This is a genomic window from Clostridium sp. MCC345, assembly GCF_018785345.1.
GTDB classification, from domain to species: Bacteria; Bacillota; Clostridia; order Lachnospirales; family Anaerotignaceae; genus Anaerotignum_A; species Anaerotignum_A faecicola.
Genome location: NZ_WQPP01000009.1, coordinates 231691 through 250448, shown reverse-complemented (window position 1 = coordinate 250448; position 18758 = coordinate 231691). Strand labels below are relative to the sequence as shown.

Annotated in this window: 19 protein-coding genes; 7 read left to right on the top strand and 12 right to left on the bottom strand. The window is 42.5% G+C overall.

Annotated elements, in window-relative coordinates:
* Nucleotides 1–6: 6 nt before the first annotated feature.
* On the bottom strand, nt 7–324 hold the full coding sequence (locus tag GPK49_RS03030; protein WP_215676688.1) for a sigma factor-like helix-turn-helix DNA-binding protein: 318 nt from the start codon (nt 322–324) through the stop codon (nt 7–9).
* A gap of 7 nt (nt 325–331) precedes the next feature.
* Complete coding sequence (locus tag GPK49_RS03025) at nt 332–2158, bottom strand: recombinase family protein (protein WP_215676687.1); 1827 nt, start codon at nt 2156–2158, stop codon at nt 332–334.
* Between the two features lie 88 nt (nt 2159–2246).
* On the opposite strand from GPK49_RS03025, the gene GPK49_RS03020 reads away from it, so the two are divergent.
* From GPK49_RS03020 to GPK49_RS02990, 7 genes are all read left to right on the top strand, one after another.
* Nucleotides 2247–2621 (top strand): TnpV protein, encoded by a 375-nt coding sequence (locus GPK49_RS03020; RefSeq protein ID WP_016408401.1) that lies wholly within the window; start codon nt 2247–2249, stop codon nt 2619–2621.
* A 149-nt stretch (nt 2622–2770) separates the two neighbouring features.
* Entirely contained in the window at nt 2771–4099 is a 1329-nt protein-coding gene (locus GPK49_RS03015; protein WP_016408402.1) for a TrkH family potassium uptake protein, read from the top strand.
* 18 nt (nt 4100–4117) lie between these two features.
* Nucleotides 4118–4765, top strand: coding sequence for a potassium channel family protein (locus GPK49_RS03010; RefSeq protein ID WP_016408403.1), 648 nt, complete (start codon nt 4118–4120; stop codon nt 4763–4765).
* Nucleotides 4766–4802: 37 nt separating this feature from the next.
* Entirely contained in the window at nt 4803–5336 is a 534-nt protein-coding gene (locus GPK49_RS03005) for a hypothetical protein (protein WP_016408404.1), read from the top strand.
* Nucleotides 5337–5409: 73 nt separating this feature from the next.
* Entirely contained in the window at nt 5410–7407 is a 1998-nt protein-coding gene (locus GPK49_RS03000; RefSeq protein WP_016408405.1) for a DUF4118 domain-containing protein, read from the top strand.
* A complete protein-coding gene (locus GPK49_RS02995; protein WP_088108181.1) occupies nt 7373–8071 on the top strand; it encodes a response regulator transcription factor in 699 nt (232 codons plus the stop codon). The genes GPK49_RS03000 and GPK49_RS02995 overlap by 35 nt, the downstream gene beginning before the upstream one ends.
* Before the next feature lie 285 nt (nt 8072–8356).
* Nucleotides 8357–9682: a hemolysin family protein gene (locus GPK49_RS02990; protein WP_215676686.1), complete on the top strand. Its 1326-nt coding sequence runs from the start codon at nt 8357–8359 to the stop codon at nt 9680–9682.
* 65 nt (nt 9683–9747) lie between these two features.
* On the opposite strand, the gene mobQ is transcribed toward GPK49_RS02990, so the two are convergent.
* The 10 genes from mobQ to GPK49_RS02945 form a co-directional block, all read right to left on the bottom strand.
* Nucleotides 9748–11463 (bottom strand): MobQ family relaxase, encoded by a 1716-nt coding sequence (gene mobQ, locus GPK49_RS02985; RefSeq protein WP_215676685.1) that lies wholly within the window; start codon nt 11461–11463, stop codon nt 9748–9750.
* Nucleotides 11464–11817: 354 nt separating this feature from the next.
* A complete protein-coding gene (locus GPK49_RS02980) occupies nt 11818–12054 on the bottom strand; it encodes a DUF3847 domain-containing protein (RefSeq protein ID WP_215676684.1) in 237 nt (78 codons plus the stop codon).
* Nucleotides 12055–12185: 131 nt separating this feature from the next.
* Nucleotides 12186–13028: an ATP-binding protein gene (locus GPK49_RS02975; protein WP_215676683.1), complete on the bottom strand. Its 843-nt coding sequence runs from the start codon at nt 13026–13028 to the stop codon at nt 12186–12188.
* Nucleotides 13025–13423: a hypothetical protein gene (locus tag GPK49_RS12900; RefSeq protein WP_318283825.1), complete on the bottom strand. Its 399-nt coding sequence runs from the start codon at nt 13421–13423 to the stop codon at nt 13025–13027. Before GPK49_RS12900 ends, GPK49_RS02975 begins: the two co-directional genes overlap by 4 nt.
* Before the next feature lie 63 nt (nt 13424–13486).
* The gene (locus GPK49_RS12895; RefSeq protein ID WP_318283824.1) at nt 13487–13744 is read right to left on the bottom strand and encodes a replication initiator protein A; all 258 of its coding nucleotides are present in this window, start codon (nt 13742–13744) and stop codon (nt 13487–13489) included.
* 39 nt (nt 13745–13783) lie between these two features.
* Complete coding sequence (locus GPK49_RS02965; protein WP_215676682.1) at nt 13784–14155, bottom strand: adenylate cyclase; 372 nt, start codon at nt 14153–14155, stop codon at nt 13784–13786.
* A gap of 3 nt (nt 14156–14158) precedes the next feature.
* Complete coding sequence (locus GPK49_RS02960; RefSeq protein WP_215676681.1) at nt 14159–15076, bottom strand: ParM/StbA family protein; 918 nt, start codon at nt 15074–15076, stop codon at nt 14159–14161.
* Nucleotides 15077–15301: 225 nt separating this feature from the next.
* Nucleotides 15302–15940 (bottom strand): helix-turn-helix domain-containing protein, encoded by a 639-nt coding sequence (locus tag GPK49_RS02955; RefSeq protein ID WP_215676680.1) that lies wholly within the window; start codon nt 15938–15940, stop codon nt 15302–15304.
* Nucleotides 15941–16039: 99 nt separating this feature from the next.
* Nucleotides 16040–17335 (bottom strand): ATP-binding protein, encoded by a 1296-nt coding sequence (locus GPK49_RS02950; RefSeq protein ID WP_215676679.1) that lies wholly within the window; start codon nt 17333–17335, stop codon nt 16040–16042.
* Nucleotides 17336–17572: 237 nt separating this feature from the next.
* On the bottom strand, nt 17573–18754 hold the full coding sequence (locus GPK49_RS02945; RefSeq protein ID WP_215676678.1) for a hypothetical protein: 1182 nt from the start codon (nt 18752–18754) through the stop codon (nt 17573–17575).
* Nucleotides 18755–18758: the final 4 nt, after the last annotated feature.

The following is an 18758-nucleotide window of genomic DNA, read 5'->3' as shown; positions in this document are numbered from 1 at the left end:
AGCACTTTATTTACAATAGATGTGGCGGTATACATAGGAACGGGAGATACCGAGCCGTCCGGCAATTTCCTGCTGTGTCAGTTCCTCCTGTCCCCACAGACCATAGCGGAAAATGACAACAATCTGCTCTCGTTTACTGAGACGTTCCCGTACTGCGTGCAGCATTTTTTCCGATTCGATGGCAAGATGCAGCTGTTCCGCAAAATCCAGTGTTTCGCTGTTGATGACATCCAGCATGACGATTTCGTTGCCGTCCCGATCGGTGCCAATCGGTTCATAAAGTGAAATATCGTTCTGAAATTTCTTGGAAAACCGCAGTGACATAAGGATTTCATTTGCTATTCTCCCCCCAATGCGTTTTTGATGCACTGAGGGGTTCAGTTTTTCCCAGGCCTTCATCCTCCATATCGTCATCATAATCTACATCGGAGAAGTCCACCAATTCCTCTGTTTCGTCATCACCCTCTGTATTACCGGAGAGGGCAGCAGCAATTTCCGGATACTCGATTTCATCATCTTTGACACCAAACAAAATCACATGAGCGTTGACACCATCCCATACCACCTTACGCACAATGGTGCGGATGGCTGCTCGTTTCTGCTCTATGGTCATTTCATCAATGCCATCCTTAAAGACAGTCAGCAGCTGACGCATCAAGTCAAACTCAATATCGCTGAGAGCATGCTGTGTGGTCAGACCCTCCAGCTCCTGAATACGTTTTTCAAGGGACTGGTATTCCTCGTTCAACTGCTCAATTCGTTTGGTTACATGAGCCTTGGCAGGGCTGTCACCCATATCTACAAGGGAGTCTACCAGAGAATTGATTTTCTTCTCTGTATCTGCCGTTTCCTTTCGCATATCATCCAATCGCTGTTCATAGTCCATGCGGTTGCCGGTATAAAATCTGCGGCGCTGTTCCAACTGTGCAATGAAAGTATCTCTGTCCTCTGCAAGCATTTTAATCTGCTCAATCACAGCCATATCCAATGTATTGCCATTTGCATTTTTACTGTTGCACACAGAACGCTGGCTGCGCTCCTTCATTTTGCAAACATAGGTGTAAATCACCTTTCCATCCGCAGTTTTTCGCTTGCTCATTTTCGGATACATACGCTCACCGCAGCTACAGAATAACAAGCCGGTCAAAAGCGCTTCGTTACTGCGTGGCTTTCTGAAAGATTTTGATTTATTGCGTTCCAAAGACTCTTGAATTTGTACCCATACTTTACCTAGAACCAGACCCGGATGCTTGCCAACGGATACAATCCATTCACTTGCAGGAAGGTACTTTGTAGCTCTGCCTTTCTCTTGATCGGTGCGGTTGTAAGCCATAATACCGTGCTTGTTGTCAAAGGCATTTTTCTCCGAGAACAGGTCTGTGTCATTCTGAATGAAGAAATTATAAGCATCTTCATCCGCAATCATATAAACCGGATTCTGTAAAATGGCTTTGATGGAAAAACGGGTAAAGTAATTGTTGTTCTTCGTCTTGATACCCTGTTTAATCAAAGCAGCTTCGGTTAAGGTCAGAGAATCCGTTTCTATATATAAGTCATAAATCATTCTGACAATATCAGCTTCTTCAGGAATCAGTTTCAGCTTGCAGGCTTTCTTAGACTTTCCATCAATGGTAATACTCTTGACTGCTTCGGAAGCATAGCCTGTAGGTGTTGTACCACCAAGCCAACGACCTGTCTTTGCCAGTTCGTGCATATTGTCACGAATACGTTCTGCAATGGTTTCACGCTCCAGCTGAGAGAAAACAGATGCGATATACATCATAGCTCGTCCCATAGGAGTGCTTGTATCGAACTGCTCTTTAATAGAAACAAAAGAAATATCAAGACGAGCCAGTTCTTCAATCAGGCTGGCAAAGTCACTGATGTTTCTGCTGATACGGTCAAGACGGTAAACTATGATAGCCTTAAACTTACGTTTCTTGGCTGCATCCATCATTATCTTAAAATCCGGACGATTCAGATTACCACCAGAAAAGCCCTCATCTTCATATACAGCAACTTTATCTACAGCGGTATCACCATAATGTACACGAACATATTCTTTGCATAGTTCTACCTGATTGCCGATACTTTCACCTTTTCCGGTAAATTTAGATTTACGGGAATAGATAGCTATGATGTCATCATTTTTCCGCATTTCATACCCTCCTTATCTTGATATGTGATGTGCCTTGTGGTATTATAACATAGCGTAGCAATAAAGTAAACAGATTGGAGGTATTTCTATGAAGTCAATCTTTGAAGAAATGGGCGGAACCTATACACTTGGCGAAGATGAAATGTATTATCCAGATTTGGAACTGCCGGTTGATGAAGAACCCCACTATGGAAAGTATGGTCGTATGCGTAAAGCCTACATAAAAGAGCATCGCCCTTGGCTGTACGCAGAGCTTTTGTTCGGAGGGAAACTGGTATCTCACTTAAATAGCATTGATGATACAGCTCATCAGAGAATGGAACTGCTGATCCAACAAATACAGGAGCAGCAAGGCGTAAATGAGGAATTAAAATCTCGTGATCAGATGGGTTGGGTAGGTGCTTGTAATAATATCCGCAATGCTGCGGAAGAAATCGTCTTAAATGAATTGATATATTGTTAAAAATGAAGGCCATCACGGTTCTCTATTTGAGAACCAGTGATGGTCTTTATCTTAATGCGAATTTAATGCCATAACCGGCACGCTAATGCCCATTTTATGGTTGAAATGCAATAATACAATTTAAGAAAACGAACATTGGAGGTGTTGAGATGGGAAAACTGGAACGTAAATTATCCTCCTCTCAGATGATTATTCTCGGTTTTGCCGCTGTCATATTGTTGGGTGCGCTGCTTCTGATGCTGCCGGTATCCAGTAAAAGTGGAGAGATTACACCGTTTCTGGATTGTCTGCTGACATCGACTTCGGCGGTTTGTGTGACCGGACTTGTGGTTTATGATACGGCGGCACATTGGACAGTGTTTGGGCAGGCAATCATTATTGTGTTAATTCAAATCGGCGGCATGGGCGTTATCACAGTAGCTGCTGCGATTACAATGGCAGCAGGAAAGAAAATCTCCTTGATGCAAAGAAGCACAATGCAGGATGCAATTTCCGCACCGCAGGTTGGCGGCATTGTCCGATTCACTGGTTTCATCTTGAAAGGCATCGTAATTATTGAGCTTTTGGGCGCAGCGATTATGGCTCCTGTGTTCATCGGGGATTACGGATTTGGCGAAGGTCTTTGGATGGCAGTATTTCACTCCATCTCAGCCTTCTGTAATGCCGGTTTTGACATTGTAAATGATGGTATTCTGTTTAATTCTTTGATGGGATATGCTGCGAATCCAATTATCAATCTGGCAATCATGCTACTGATTATCATCGGCGGACTTGGATTTTTGACTTGGAGCGATATTTGCACCAACGGCATCGACATAAAGCGATACCATATGCAAAGCAAAGTTATCCTTACTGTTACCTCAGGATTGATACTGGTTCCAACAGTCTACTTCTTCTTTTTCGAACTGGTACATCTTCCGTTTGCAGAACGCTTTTGGGGAGCCTTGTTCCAAGCCGTTACGCCGAGAACAGCAGGCTTTAACACCGTGGACTTGAATGCAATGAGTGAAACTGGACAGATGATTACATCATTGTTGATGATCATCGGCGGTGCACCCGGTTCTACGGCAGGAGGTATGAAAGTTACTACCTTTGCAGTAATGATATCTGTCGCAGCGGCAGTCTTTCAAAAACGTCAGAATGGTTGTTTCTTCGGGCGACGCATCGATGATGATACCGTAAAAAATGCGGCAACGGTGTTCTTTATGTATATTTCGTTATTTCTTCTTGGTGGAATAGCAATCAGTAAACTGGAAAATCTTCCGCTTGTAACTTGCCTGTATGAAAGTGCATCGGCGGTTGGCACAGTCGGGTTGACACTGGGTATCACACCGGAACTTGGAGCTATAAGCAAACTGATTCTGATTGCACAGATGTACATTGGCAGAGTTGGTGGGCTGACGTTGATCTTCGCTATACTGCCAGCAACAAAAAACACATTATCAAAACTCCCTGTCGAGAAAATCTCGGTAGGTTAAGAACAAGGAGGTTCTGTTATGAAATCGGTATTATTGATTGGTCTTGGACGATTTGGCAAGTTTATTGCTATGAAGCTGCACACTATGGGACATCAGGTTATGGCAGTAGATACCAGTGAGGAACGTGTAAATGCGCTGCTTCCTTATGTTACCAATGCACAGATTGGAGACAGCACCAATGAAGAATTCCTTGCTTCTCTGGGTATTGGCAATTACGATTCCTGTATTGTTGCCATTGGAGATAACTTCCAAAACTCTTTGGAAACCGCTTATCTGCTGAAAGAATTGGGTGCTAAAAAGGTTATTGCCCGTGCATCTCGTGGGATACAGGAAAAGTTTCTGCTACGTAATGGCGCAGATGAAGTGGTCTACCCTGAAAAGCAGTTGGCTGCATGGACAGCGATCCGTTGTTCCTCTGATAATATCTTGGAGTACTTTGAACTGGATAACGAATACGCTATTTTTGAATTGGAAATCCCACATGAGTGGAATGGAAAACCCATTGCACAGTTAGACATTCGTAAAAAGTTTGGCATCAATATCCTTGGTATCCGTGAGAACGGAAGATTAAATATGAGCATTACGCCGGATACCGTGCTTGGTCGAAATAAATCAATTCTTGTGTTAGGACAGGAAAAAGCCGTCCACAAGTGCTTCTGCATATAATCAATCCTTTTTTAATCAGGCTAAGGAAGTGTTCTTGATGAAGGATCTATTTTTAATACTAATTCTGTTGGCAACTTTTGCATTTGGATACTATGTTGTTGTAAGATTCGGAGATTTCATTGAAGAAAACCAACGCCTAATCGCCGAAGGTAATCGAAATAGCCAATGCAAGATTCATATTGCAGCAGAAACCCCGATGCTGTTGAATTCCATTGCATCTGCATTAGAGAGTTATTCTGAATCTGCTCCTCATGTTGAGTTCTTTCTCAGTAGTGGACAAATCAATCATCTCTTAGATAAGCTAATAAACGAACGTATCGACATTCTTCTTCTGGCAGATGACAGCACAGAACCTTTGGGGAAACAATATGCTTCTGTTCGGATTCCATACGAAAAGACAAAGATGCTGGTAACCACGCTTGGTCTAACAGTTGAAAATCCGGATGAGGAAAAATGGATTCGTGTTGTTTGGAAAAAGAGTTTGAAATCAAAAAATCGTGACCGAGTAATTACAGCATTGGAAATGGAACATTGTAGACTAAAATGCGGATATGCTGACTATTTAGACTGAACGTTCACATTTTCGGGGTAGAAATCAGGACTTTTGTATGGTAGAATCTATTACAAAGTTGGAGGTGAGGATAATGAACAAACTAAATAACATTAACAGCAAGCAGGATCATATCCTCGCCTGTCTGTCGTCGGCACCGTCCAATGCAAAGATCATTCGTTCCGCCGCAAGAATGGCAAAAGCCTTTGACAGTCAGTTTACAGCATTATTCGTTGAAACACCGGATTTTGCAGTGGCTACCGACGAAAACAAAAAGCGATTGGAGGAAAACCGCAAGCTGGCTGAACAGCTTGGAGCGACTATCGAAACGGTATATGGCGACGATATTCCGTACCAAATCGCAGAGTTTGCCCGCATCTCCGGTATTACTCGAATTGTTTTGGGCCAAAGCTCCGCTATCCAAAAGCATCTGTTTGGAAAACCGACATTAACACAACTTCTGTTGTCCTATGTACCAGAGCTGGATATTCATATCATTCCAGATAAAGCAGCAGATACGACCTATCATCCCAAAAAGGCGAGGAAATACCATCACGAGCAAATCATAAAAAACACTGTAAAGAGCGCTCTGATTCTGTTTGCGGCAACATTACTCAGTTTGTTGTTTCACGAGATAGGCTTTACCGATGCAAATATGATAATGGTGTATATTCTTGGTGTGTTGTTGACATCTATTGCCACATCCCATCAGATATACAGCTTGATTTCATCCATAGTCAGTGTATTTATCTTTAATTATCTGTTTACAGCACCTCGATTCTCGCTCGCAGCTTACGATACCGGTTATCCGGTAACATTCGTAGTTATGTTTTTAACGGCGTACATCACAGGTACATTGGCCATTCGATATAAAGAACAGGCACGACAATCAGAGAAAATCGCCAAACGAACAAAGGTACTTTTTGATACAGATCAGCTTTTGTCTAAGGCAGAAAACAAATTAGCCATTCTGCAAACTGCCGGACAGCAGATCAACAAGCTGCTCGGACGAAGTATAGTCATTTTTGACCACGAGGGTGGACGATTATCTGAGCCGATACGTTTCATTTCGGATGGACAGCGCTTTTACGATGAAGAAACAGAACTTGCGATTGTAGAGTGGGTTCTTCAGAACAATCATAATGCCGGAGCTACAACAAAGAACTTCCCGGATGCACAGTATCTGTATTTTGCTGTTCGTGTCAATGAACGAATATATGGTGTCGTGGGAATTGATGCAATGGCAGGTGCCTTGGATGCATCAGAGCAGAGCATCCTTTTGTCTATTCTCGGTGAAACAGCGCTTGCACTGGAAAATGAGAAGAATATCAGGGAAAAAGAAGCTGCAGCAATTCTGGCAGAGAGCGAACAACTTAGAGCTAATCTGCTGCGAGCCATCTCCCATGACTTACGCACTCCACTGACAACGATTTCCGGTAATGCAGGCAATCTTTTACACAACAGTCATAGCTTTGATGATGAAACCAAACAGCAGATTTATGCAGATATTTACGATGACTCCATGTGGTTGACCAACCTGGTGGAAAATCTTTTGTACTCTACTCGTATCGAAGAAGGTCGCATGATGCTGAAAACCTCTCCAGAGCTGGTTTCTGAAATCATCGAGGAAGCGATGCAGCATATCCGCCCCAATGCAAAAAAGCATTCCATCACTGTGAATTATGGGGATGATTTACTGATGGTACGGGTAGATGCAAAACTGATCGTGCAGGTCATCATCAATCTTGTGGACAATGCACTGAAATACACACCTTTGGACACCTTGATTAGTATCAGTGCTGAATGCAAGAACGGGATGGCGGAAATCAAAATCGCTGACACCGGCAAGGGCATCAGCGATGTGGAAAAAGGAAAAATATTTGATAAATTTTACAGCGGCGAACATAAAATAGCGGATAATCGCCGCAGTCTTGGGCTGGGTCTGTACCTCTGCAAAGCTATTGTGGAGGCGCATGGCGGATCAATCCATGTTACGGACAATTTACCGCATGGTTCTGTGTTCCGTTTTACCCTTCCGCTGGAGGAGGTAATAATACATGAAGAAATTTCAAATCCTCGTTGTGGAGGATGATGCTCCGGTACGCAATCTGATAACTACTACATTAAGAGCACATGATTACCGCTTTATTACATCAGGCACCGGTGAAGGAGCCGTGATGGAAGTAGCTTCTCATAATCCTGACATAATTTTACTGGATTTGGGACTACCAGACATTGATGGAGTGGAAGTAATACGCCGTGTCCGTAGCTGGTCAAACGTTCCAATCATTGTTATCAGCGCAAGAGCTGAGGATAATGATAAAATTGATGCACTGGATGCCGGTGCAGATGATTATTTAACAAAACCGTTCTCTGTTGAAGAATTACTGGCACGTCTGCGTGTTACCCAGCGCCGCCTTGCGCTGATACAAAATGTGAGCAATGAACAGGCGGTCTATCAAAACGGTCCACTTCGAATTGACTATTCTGTGGGTTGTGCTTATCTGGGTGACAATGAGCTGTCTCTGACTGCAATGGAATATAAGCTGCTGTGTTTACTTGCACGAAACACAGGCAAGGTATTGACACATCGTTTTATTTTACAAAATGTATGGGGAAGCAGTTGGGAGAATGACATTGGTTCTCTGCGTGTTTTTATGGCAACTCTGCGAAAAAAACTGGAGAAAACCCCTGGCGCTCCACAATACATCCAGACTCATATTGGCGTTGGATATAGGATGCAGAAAGTGGAATAATGCTAAGAAACAGTTAAAAAATCTCTACTTACCCTTTGTTGATGGAGTTATTGTTGACATAGCCAGAGAGCTATTCTATAATAAAAAACATTATATTGTGGGAAAGAAGGTGAAATCACAAAATGGATACAAGCGACAGTTGTCCTGACCCTAACCGATGTAATTACAAAATCTATTTGTTCAGATATAGAAGTTAAGACACGACCCGTGCATTGGAATCCATGCATGGGCTGTGTCTTTTGCTTTTTTGAAGATAGTATATTGTTATTGCAGAAAGAGGTTAAAATGTTAGTATTGTTTTTATTACAGATTATATTGATTGCATTAAATGCAGTTTTTGCTTGTGCAGAGATTGCGGTACTTTCCATAAACGAAACAAAATTGGAAAGGATGGCGGATCAAGGAGATAAACGAGCAAAACGCCTGTTCCATCTGACAAGAGAGCCTGCCAAGTTTCTGGCAACCATTCAGGTGGCAATCACATTGTCTGGCTTCCTGGGTTCCGCATTTGCGGCGGATAACTTCTCTGATCCATTGGTGGATTGGGTGATTAATCTGGGGATTACTGTTCCCAGGGCTACACTGGACACCATCGCCGTTGCTTTGATCACTTTGATTTTGTCCTATTTTACTCTGGTCTTTGGCGAACTGGTTCCCAAACGAGTGGCAATGAAAAAAGCAGAAGCATTGGGACTGGGCATTTCCGGCTTAATTAGAGGCATCTCCATCGTGTTCAAGCCTATTGTATGGTTCCTATCTGCTTCTACTGATGCTGTTCTGCGACTTCTGGGCATTGATCCTAACGAAGAAGACGAACAGGTCAGCGAGGAAGAAATTCGCATGATGGTAGATGCTGGTAGTGAAAAGGGTGCTATTGACGAACAGGAAAAAGAATTCATCCAGAATGTCTTTGAATTTGACGACCTGACCGCAAGGGAAATTGCTGTCCATCGTACAGATGTTACTATGCTGTGGGTCGAAGATTCTATGGAAGAATGGAACAAAACCATCCATAACAGCCGTCATACTCTTTATCCCGTTTGCGGAGATTCCTCAGATAACATTATCGGTATTCTGAATGCCAAGGATTTCTTCCGCTTAGACGATAAAGGACGAGAAAGTGTGATGCAGAATGCCGTCAAAACTCCTTTTTTCGTTCCCGAAACTATTAAGGCAGATGTCCTATTCCGCAAAATGAAAAAAAGCAGCAATATCATGGCCATCGTGCTTGATGAATATGGCGGTGTTGAAGGTATTGTGACATTAAACGACCTGATTGAACAATTGGTTGGTGATTTAGGTGAGGACACTGCTGAGGAAGCCGCAGCAGAACCCTATGTCGAGCAAATAGATGTAAATATCTGGGCTATCATCGGCAATGTGGAACTATATGACATTGAACAGGCTTTGGGTGTGGATATTGGTATGGAGGATGTGGACACTTTCAGCGGACTTGTATTTGGCGAGCTGGATATGATTCCTAACGATGGGGAGCAGAATATCGAACTGGACTTCAAGGGGCTACATATCCATATTACTCATATCGAAAACCACCAGATTTCTAATGCTTTGATTAGCAAGTTAATCCTTTCTGAACCAGACGCAGAATGATTTCGTTGCTGTGACACAGTTAAAAAGCGGGAGTGCATTTTTACGATGCACTCCCGCTGATTTTGTTAGCGTTCTCTGTCTTTCTGCTTTTTTAGGGGGTGGTTCTGCCTGCGTTCTTGTTGGAACTTGCGCTGTTGCTCCTGTTTCAGTTGCTGAATTCTTTGTTCCTCGGCGTATTCATCCAGCATAAGGGAAACCTCCCGCCTTCCGTCAACCATGGTTATATAGCTATATTCGTCGGTATATCGTTCCTGCAATTTGTGTACAGCATCCTGCTCCATTTCGGAACGGATAGCTTGTCGTGCATTGTACAGGTCGATGGGATCAAAGTCTGCCACCTGTTCCTGTAGTGAAGCAAATTCTTTCTGTGCTGCATCCAGCTCGGCAGAGAACTGTACCTCCTTGGCGTCCAGATTTTTCAGTGTATCTTTCATGGTGGACACGCTGGTTTTTACTTTCTTTACTTCCTTATTGTCAGCACAGTCCAACTGGTTCAAAAGCATGGTTCGTTCAGAACATAGTTCTTCCAGATCTTCGGTTAGTTCTGCAATGCGCTGAGATAGCTCCATCTGCTTTTTGACATTAAAAATGGAGGTACCTTTCTTTTCAGAGCGAAGGGATTTCTGCTCACTGCTCTTTTCTCTGATTTCCTGTTTCAACTCCGCATAGCGTTCCAGAATAGGATCTGCGGTATCAACATATTTGGAAATGCTACTCTTGCCTTTGCAGATATACCCAAGCTGATAACAGAAAATAATCATCTTCGCACGCAGAGATTCCATTGCTTTAGCAAGGGAGGGAATGGTATTTTTTGCTGCATCCATCAGTTTCTTGACAGATGCCTTCAGTTCACGCAGGAGCTTATTATCTGCTCTGATCTGACGGTTCAGCTCGCAACGGTCAGAAACAATTCCCATGGATTCCAGTTTTCTTGCATGGTAGCCTTCGTGTACAGTCGGCTGTTCGGTCAGTCCTCTGGCGGCATGGCTGCGGCAGTCTACACGATCAACAATACCATGACGTTCCTGTTCTTCATTGATAATCATTTCCCAACTCTTACGCCACGCAAATATCTGTTCTTCGCTGTTCCAAAGCTCTGTAAGAGGATTTTGTCTCCCATAGCGGGTACTTTTAGGTGTCTTTGATGTTCTGATACATCCCTCGATTTTCTCTGCTTCAGATGGGGTTAAATACTCCTTTTTCTCCCCGAACTGATACATATATTGTTTCTCCCATCCCTGTGTCTTGGCAACTTTGAACTCGTCAGCGGTAAAGCCACATTCTTCTTCGCCACGCTTACAGAGATATTCTTTCTGGGCCTTTGCCTGCCATTTGCCATGCTCATCCAAGGGGCGCATCGTGAAAAGAATATGGCTGTGTGGATTATGCCCCGGAGGGTATGGGTCATGAATGTTCACATCTGCACACATACCAAGATCCGTTCCCTGTTCTCGGATAAAACGCTCCAACATATTTTTCCAATCGTCTAAAGACAACTCAGATGGCAAAGCTACTACAAGCTCTCTTGCCAGTCGGCTGTCCTTTGTTTTTTCTACGGACTCGACCGCTTCCCATAGCACCTGTCTGTCTTTCCAATTCTCCGGTGCATACTGCGGCAGAAAGACTTCGCTATACAGACAACCTTGCTTTCGGGTGTAATCGTGGGTCAGTCCATCGTAGTCGTTGTAGAGTCGAGAGCAGGATGCGTAAGCAGCAGCCGCTATGACGGAACGGCCTGCACCACGACTCACAACTTTAGCTTCTAAATGGAAATAGTTCATTATTTTCCTCCTTCCTGTGCCGCAGCACATTTTTGTTTCTTTTTGCGAAAAAGAAAATAGGTGCTGTCAGATGCTGCACCTATCTCTGCGATAAAGCTGCCGGTGGCAGGTTTTCGCAGGCAGTTAACACAGTAGGGTACAAATTGTCCCCCTACTTACAAACGCTGTAGCGATTGTACTTGTGGAAACTGCGTGGACAATGACAGCAATTTGAAAAAAGTGTGGCATTGTACATAAGGCTCCAGAGGAGCCGCAAAGCCTCGCAGAGCGCACGACCTTGAAGGGGATACCACCGCCCATTTTATGGGTGGTGAGTAAGTGCGCCCTTCGGGATAGCAGCAAAGCTGCCAAGGCTTATGCCTTCAATCGTTCTTCCGTATTCAATCGTCTTTTCAACTCCATTTTCACATCATCAAGCCCCATAGTCTGAACTTCCGGAAACACACTCTCCAAAACGGCTCCCATCTGGATCAATCGTCTGGTTCTTGATTTTCGCTCTTTCTGACGGTTACGGGCTTCAATCGCTTCCATTCTGTGTTGTGCCTGTAATAATTTCTTTTCATCTTCGGTCATAGGTCTGTTATTTGCCATAATATCATCTCCTTTCTGGCATCGGTGTGGTACTGTAATCCAATGTAGATGGTGCAGACACAATTCGCTTTGCAATCCTAAGGTTATCTGTGTACTGACGGGCGAATTGTTCAGCACCATCGGCTATGAAATTAAGTACCGGAATTTAAGATTTTTCGTGCTTCCTGCATATTGGCGGCTGCATTCACCTCTCGGATATTCTGATTGTTGATTTTCAGAGGAACACAACGCTCCAATACTCGGTCATAAATTCTTGCTCTTGCCAGATCTTTCGGATGTTTCAACTCATCCAAGGTCAGATTGGTGGTTACAATCAGCGGTTTCTTGCTTCGATAACGGCTGTCAATCACATTGAATACCTGCTCCAGAGCGAATTCCGAACTTCGCTCAATTCCCAGATCATCAATAATCAGCAGACTGTATTTATTAAAGCTGTCGATGAACTGGCTTCTATCATCGGAATACATTCCGGTCAGCGTATTCAGGATTCTGGAAAAGTTGGTCATCAGAACCGGAACACATTTGTCTAACAGGGCATTTGCAATGCACCCGGCGAAAAATGATTTACCGGTTCCAACATCTCCCCAGAGAAGCAGCCCCAATGATTTCACTTTCATTTCCTCCCAATGTGCCACATAATCATGGGCTTTCTGCATTTCCGGATTGTAGCCTTTATCATTGGAAAAGTTATAATCATGCAGAGATTTATCCTGCAATCCATTGGCTTTCAGACGAGACACTTGCATGAGAAATTCCTGATGCTTGCGTTCAGCTTCTTCTTTGTTGTATTCTTCCTGCTGACAACGGCAGCGAACTGTTGGGAGAAATACTCGTTCCTTCAGTTCAATGTGGTGCTGTCTAGGAGTATGACATTTGGAGCAATAGATCAGTCCGTCAGCTTCATTCAGATATTCATCTTCCGCAAGCTCTCTCGGCTGAAATAAATCGTCCACAGTATTTGCTATTGGCTTCATAGGCTTTCGTTCTCCTTACATTCATAAGTTCGTCTGACAGGAGCAGGATGGTCTTGCAATGCCCAGCTTCGTATGGTAGCTGCATGATTGGCATATTGCTTTCCGCTGGATGCCATATATCTGGATAATTTCTCAATGTATTCCTGATAGTGGGGTACTTCGCTTTGTAAAGCTGACAACTCCTCCGCAGTCAGAAAAACATTTTGATAGGAACCATAGGCGGTGCGATTATCCTTACTCTCTGAATTTGCTCTTTTAATATTGTTCTTCTCTTTATTACTACTGGACAGTTTTCTTTCTGTTACAGAGACAGTTTTCTTTCTATCCGTAGGACAGTTTTCCGTCTGTCTGCTGGAAAGATTTCTGTCCGTCTGCGCCAGAGTTTCCGGTGGCACTCTTACATAGATACTGTTCGGAAACCCTGCGCCCTGACGTTTACGGACAATCAGATTGTCTTTTTACAGAGCAGATAGTGCGGTCTTAATGGACATTTCACTTTTGTGCATTGTTTCTGCCAGATTCTTGATGGGGAAGAAAATGAACACACGACCTTGTTCATCAGTCCAACCATCATTTTTTTGTGACAGCCTTGCTCGGTCGAGCAAAATCGTATAGAGAATTTTGGCAGTTTCATTCAGTCCATCTTTGTCCAGCAAAAATCTTGGGAATGCCATATACGGCGGTATCGGACCATCCTGTGTCAGAAATTGTGTCATGTGTTCACTTCCCTCCCGTGAGATCAGCTTGGAGAAAATTTATTCTCCAAGGAAATCCCAATCCAGTTCTGCATCTGGCTCCTGGTGTGTGACCGAAGCTGCTGCAACAGGCACTTGCGACAATCCCGCCATACAACCTGCCAGAAATATCGGAAGTGTTTTCTCCATGGCACTTTCTACAGAGGAAATAATCTGATTTACAAATCGATCCTCACGTTCTCTGGTTTCAAAGTAAGGATCATCCTGACTGCGGTAATAACGTTCAAAATACTCCACCAGAGCTACGGCTATTACATTGCTGTAGGATTTGAAATGCTGCTTGTCCATGGTCTGAAGATACTGCCATGCTTGTTTCTGTGTGTCCTTTTCTAAATTGAAGCGAAGATTTGTGCTGCGGATATTCTCGCTCATGGGTTACTCCTTCCTGCGAGGACTGGCAAAGGCGAGATATTCATAACCCTTGGCTGTCGCACAAATATCATCCAGAATAGTCACTCGGTTTTCATCATACTGTCCGAAGTGTTTGACCAGACAGCCGCCACCACCCACAATATACAGCCGCATCAGATCCGGATTGTATTCATAGCGTCTGAGCGTGGCGAAAATATCAGCCACATATCGCTTAGCTACGGAAGTGATGCAGCCCAGATATGGCTTGCTGATGTCAGCAGTTCCGAAGCGAAGTACCTGCTCAATGGTAGATTCCTCGATTTTCACGCCGAAGCTGTCCAGTACCGCATTCTTGGCGGCAATCATACATTGATTGACACCGAATTTTTCTGTCCAACAACAGCTTTCCACAGCCTTTTTGTTGTTGATATACAGAATATTCATCGTGCCGTTTCCGATGTCTGCCAGAAGATTGGTTCCCTTGAAATCTCCCAGACGGCTAACAATGGCAGGGTATCCCTGCGGGAACAGACTGCATCCGACAAAACGGATATGGTAGTCCTTGCCGTTAAAACGGAAATCCACATCCTTATTGCGGAGCAGATAGCTTCGGAAATCTTCTCTCTGTTTGCGAATCCAGGTCAGCGGAAGACCGGCAGCCAGATGAATATCTGCTTCACGGATACCATACACATTCAGTTCTCTGGCAACTGCCATCAGAGTCAGAATGTAGTAGTCCTCATCCATAGCCTTGTCTGAGATAAATTCCTTGTGACCTTCCCCGATGCGATAATAGATGCCGCCATACTCCAGAATGTTGCCAGAGAAGATTGGTTCGGTTTCATAAGCTGTCACTCCGGTAGGTGTGACTGTGTTCGCAGTCTTGATGTTGCCATAACCATGATCAACGGCAATAATTTTGATGTTGTTCAGTTCTCTCATTTGCTCTGTACCTCCTTGTGTTTGTTTGTGTTCATAAAAAATGCCCCCTTTCAGTAGATTTGCTTTGAATTAGCACCGAATTTTTTGATTTGGTGTTGTTTTCATTGCAATTTCATTCTACTGAAAGAGGGTGTAAAACTCATTGAGCGTGGATTGAGCGGAAATTGAGCAAAAAAAAGAAAAGCAGCCACACACCGTAGTGCATGACTGCTATGTATTGAACCTCTATTTTTGCTCTTTTGGTAAATAACTCTTGTCGATTGAAAGATTAACGCAAGTTGCCGCCGCAATATAGATTACTAAAATAATAATCTCTAAAACCAAGGTATTGTATGGGCGAGGATAGAAGCTTACCGCAACGCTTATGATAAATCTAATCGGGAAATAAAGTCCCAACCAAGCAGAAATCTTGTAAAACCTTCTACGGAAGTTCTTTGTTTTTTCTGTTGCACTGGACGCTTTCTTTTGGTATGCGTATTCAAAACCGCCAATAGCTGCAACAAACGGAATAAAACTCAAAAAGCCAAAGAACACATTTTGCAGAATAACCGTAGTCATAAACTGCATCAAAAGCGCCATGACTTCGAGAGTTACCAGATAGATCATAATCTGCCCAAGATTATCGTTTTGTACTTCTTTTACCTTTGGCAGGTCATTATCGCTCTGGTAATCATCATTCAGTAAGTAATCTGTGGTGACACCGAACAGCTTACCGAGTTGAAGAATGTTGCTTGCATCAGGCATCGCAGTACCCGATTCCCAACGAGAAATAGCTTGTCGTGATACATTCAGCTTTTCAGCCAAATCTTCCTGCGACATTCCATTAGATTTCCTTAATCCGATAATTTTATCTGATAGCTTCATTTGAAACCCTCCTTTGCTTTTGTGATTTCATTGTACTTAATAATACCAAGAAACTCCACCACATCAGCTTTACATCTCCGCAACATGAGTTTACATTGTTTATTTTTCAAGAATTTGCGGATCAAGGAGGAAGTCATAAATGTTCACAGTCAAAATACCATACTCATCGTAGTGCGGCTGAACGATGTCTTTGGTAACAACAATTTTCTTGAAAGAATCATCAATCTTTCTGAATGGTCTGATTTCCTGAGTACGCTTCGCTTCATCTGGCAGAGAATACGCAGACTGGATGTAGTATCTGGAAGAACCAAGATTGCATACAAAATCAACTTCAAGTTGTTTGCGGATAACCTTACCTTCTTGATCTCGTTCCGCAATCGGTATTACACCTACGTCCACGCTGTAGCCACGCATACGAAGTTCGTTATAAATTACATTCTCCATAGAATGGGTCTGCTCGAACTGACGGAAGTTGATTCTGGCATTGCGAAGTCCAAGATCGGAGAAATAATATTTCTTTGGAGTTTCGATATATGCCTTTCCTTTAATGTCATATCTTTGCGCCGATTCAATCAGGAAAGAATCCTCAAAATAATCCAGATATTTCTTAATGGTAGCGGAAGTGATTCTGGATTTCTTTACCGTCTTGAAAGTATTCTTCAGTTTTTCCGGATTGGTCAGTGAACCAATAGCAGAGGAAAGAATGTTCAGAAGATCTTCCAGTTCTCCAATGTTCTTTACCCGGTTACGTTTGGTAATATCTCGAAGATAAATTTCATTGAACAACTTCTGCAATGCAACTGCTTTATCGTTTGCTCCCTCACGAAGAACAACCAGAGGGATGCCGCCATATAGCATATATTCAGATAATCCCATGTACTTATCACCGTTGTAAACGGTCATGAACTCGACAAAGCTCAGGGGATACATATGAACTTCGTCACCACGACCGGCGAACTCGGTAGCTATATCTTTGGACAGGAGCTTTGCGTTACTTCCGGTCACAAATACATCCATATGATCTTTACGAAGATAGCCATTCAGAACAGCTTCAAAGCAATCCAACATCTGAATTTCATCAAGTAGCAGATAATACATTCCTTCACCTACGACCTTGGAACGGATATATGCCATGAACTTTTCAGGATCAACTCCACGCTTTTCCTTTTCAATCTGAATCAGGCTTTCTCCAATCAGATAAAGATCATCTGCTGAGTCAAAAGCAAAACGGATAATGTGGTCGGCATCAACACCGCTTTCCAGTAAGTGATGATAAAACAGATTATTCAATAAATAGGATTTGCCGCATCGGCGGATACCGGTAATTACCTTAATCAGTCCATTGTTTTTTCTTTTTATTAATTTATCCAGATAAAAATCTCTGCGAATCTCCATCTCAAAGTCTCCTTACGAAAGATTTTTGCAACATGTTGCACTTTTCTATTCTATTATATCCAGATAGACTTCGGAAATCAATATATCATCGGGATGTTGAAATAGATTTTTGTAACTTGTTGCATTTTTCTATTCTACAATCATATTATATGCTTTAGTAGCGGTTATTATCCCTCATTTTATTCGTATTCTTGTTAAAAAAGCAGCCATACACCGTAGTGCATGACTGCTACATATCTAAGATAAGATTTCATTAAGAAGTTTTTGATATTTTTTTCCCAAAGATACAATCATCAACTTATACCAAGTATCACGTGAAAATTCACCATTTTCGATACACCATATTTTGTAATGCAAATCTCTAGTAGCGGTATATTGATCGATAGACATTCCATCCACGCTGTCAGCATATTTCTGAACATAGTCAGTTCCACTATATTGATTCTTTGTATAATCAATATGCGTAAAAACCCCTCTCCGAGGATAATACATTCCATGCAAAAATGTTGTAATTACATGACCGGAGCTACTTTCTTTATATGGCAATGCTTCAATTTCAATATGCAAAAACTCTTCATTTGTGTTCTGATCCACCACTTTTTTTACGACCATAAGAAGCTTTGCCATCGTGTCACTATCAATATGAACAATAACTGTTTTAGTACCAGTTAGGTTACTGCCATCAAACCTGAATTGCGGACCATAGAATTTTTCAAATGCTACTCCCGTATAGTCATAATACTCAGCAGCCGGCATAGCCAGTCTTTCATCCAGACGATACAAAATGTCACAATCCGATGTATCATCATGAATTATTCTTGCAAACCCAACCATGGTATCAAAAGGATTAAGCATAGTTTTGTCCGTAAAATAATTATAGAAATAACCTTTGCCATCAAAAATCAAACCATCTTTTCTGAAGATAGCCCCATTCACCTTTGTTAATCCATATTGATTGATTGGATAAGCAAATTCTTCTTTACCGACAACGTCAGCAATATCAACCTTGCTGGGATATAAATTATCAAAAACAAATGAAACAACAATTAACGCAACCTTATTCATATCTATGTCATCAACAAATGGCGTTAATATTTTGTATTTTGCAATGGCATTGTAATAAGCATCTGAAGAAATTTCTTTCTTTGGTTTAAACATAGTAGTAGCGGCGAATAAAGCACAATTCGATTGATCATTTTCAATCATGTATTTCATCAGCTCATCTATGTCAAGTCCATTCTCTGCTATTTTCGTTTTCACGAAATCTCTGAATGGAATCATAAACGGATCAATAACGCCTCGTTCATGCTTCATTGCATAATAGAGTCCAATATATTTATGAATTGCTAATCGCTTATACATTATTTTGTTGCATTCTTCTGACTCTGCCATTTCCAAAAGAAAAAGTTCTGGTTCCATAACT

Coding starts and splice junctions, on each gene's coding strand:
- GPK49_RS03030 (WP_215676688.1), bottom strand. CDS start 324: ATGTCACTGCGGTTTTCCAAGAAATTTCAGAACGATATTTCACTTTAT.
- GPK49_RS03025 (WP_215676687.1), bottom strand. CDS start 2,158: ATGCGGAAAAATGATGACATCATAGCTATCTATTCCCGTAAATCTAAA.
- GPK49_RS03020 (WP_016408401.1), top strand. CDS start 2,247: ATGAAGTCAATCTTTGAAGAAATGGGCGGAACCTATACACTTGGCGAA.
- GPK49_RS03015 (WP_016408402.1), top strand. CDS start 2,771: ATGGGAAAACTGGAACGTAAATTATCCTCCTCTCAGATGATTATTCTC.
- GPK49_RS03010 (WP_016408403.1), top strand. CDS start 4,118: ATGAAATCGGTATTATTGATTGGTCTTGGACGATTTGGCAAGTTTATT.
- GPK49_RS03005 (WP_016408404.1), top strand. CDS start 4,803: ATGAAGGATCTATTTTTAATACTAATTCTGTTGGCAACTTTTGCATTT.
- GPK49_RS03000 (WP_016408405.1), top strand. CDS start 5,410: ATGAACAAACTAAATAACATTAACAGCAAGCAGGATCATATCCTCGCC.
- GPK49_RS02995 (WP_088108181.1), top strand. CDS start 7,373: ATGAAGAAATTTCAAATCCTCGTTGTGGAGGATGATGCTCCGGTACGC.
- GPK49_RS02990 (WP_215676686.1), top strand. CDS start 8,357: ATGTTAGTATTGTTTTTATTACAGATTATATTGATTGCATTAAATGCA.
- mobQ (WP_215676685.1), bottom strand. CDS start 11,463: ATGAACTATTTCCATTTAGAAGCTAAAGTTGTGAGTCGTGGTGCAGGC.
- GPK49_RS02980 (WP_215676684.1), bottom strand. CDS start 12,054: ATGGCAAATAACAGACCTATGACCGAAGATGAAAAGAAATTATTACAG.
- GPK49_RS02975 (WP_215676683.1), bottom strand. CDS start 13,028: ATGAAGCCAATAGCAAATACTGTGGACGATTTATTTCAGCCGAGAGAG.
- GPK49_RS12895 (WP_318283824.1), bottom strand. CDS start 13,744: ATGACACAATTTCTGACACAGGATGGTCCGATACCGCCGTATATGGCA.
- GPK49_RS02965 (WP_215676682.1), bottom strand. CDS start 14,155: ATGAGCGAGAATATCCGCAGCACAAATCTTCGCTTCAATTTAGAAAAG.
- GPK49_RS02960 (WP_215676681.1), bottom strand. CDS start 15,076: ATGAGAGAACTGAACAACATCAAAATTATTGCCGTTGATCATGGTTAT.
- GPK49_RS02955 (WP_215676680.1), bottom strand. CDS start 15,940: ATGAAGCTATCAGATAAAATTATCGGATTAAGGAAATCTAATGGAATG.
- GPK49_RS02950 (WP_215676679.1), bottom strand. CDS start 17,335: ATGGAGATTCGCAGAGATTTTTATCTGGATAAATTAATAAAAAGAAAA.
- GPK49_RS02945 (WP_215676678.1), bottom strand. CDS start 18,754: ATGGAACCAGAACTTTTTCTTTTGGAAATGGCAGAGTCAGAAGAATGC.